General features: G+C 47.5%; 1 protein-coding gene. It reads right to left on the reverse strand.

Features of this window, described 5'->3' with window-relative positions; translation table 11 throughout:
• Window positions 1-278: UbiA family prenyltransferase (locus tag SB773_RS31315; RefSeq protein ID WP_410594182.1), on the reverse strand; the 278-nt coding region annotated here is incomplete at both ends.

Genomic DNA, 278 nt, shown 5'->3' on the forward strand with positions numbered 1-278 from the left:
GTAGTGGACCGCCTGTATAAAGGTAGCCAACAAGCATGCAAACCAGTCCTACTGCTGCAAGCCACCAAGATGATGCGGCACAGATATAGATTCCAAGTATCAGGGCGATGGCATACATGCCAAGTGCCAAGGTCATGATGAGTTTTGGGGTCATCCCATGACGCACGATCCCGCCACCGATGCCTACGGATTCCTCCGTATCCAAGCCTCTCTTGAAATCATAGTATTCATTGAATAAATTAGTTGCAGCTTGAATCAGGATACTTGCAATCATCATG

It is taken from the genome of Bacillus sp. SIMBA_074 (genome assembly GCF_046534555.1).
Taxonomy (GTDB): Bacteria; Bacillota; Bacilli; order Bacillales; family Bacillaceae_G; genus Bacillus_A; species Bacillus_A mycoides.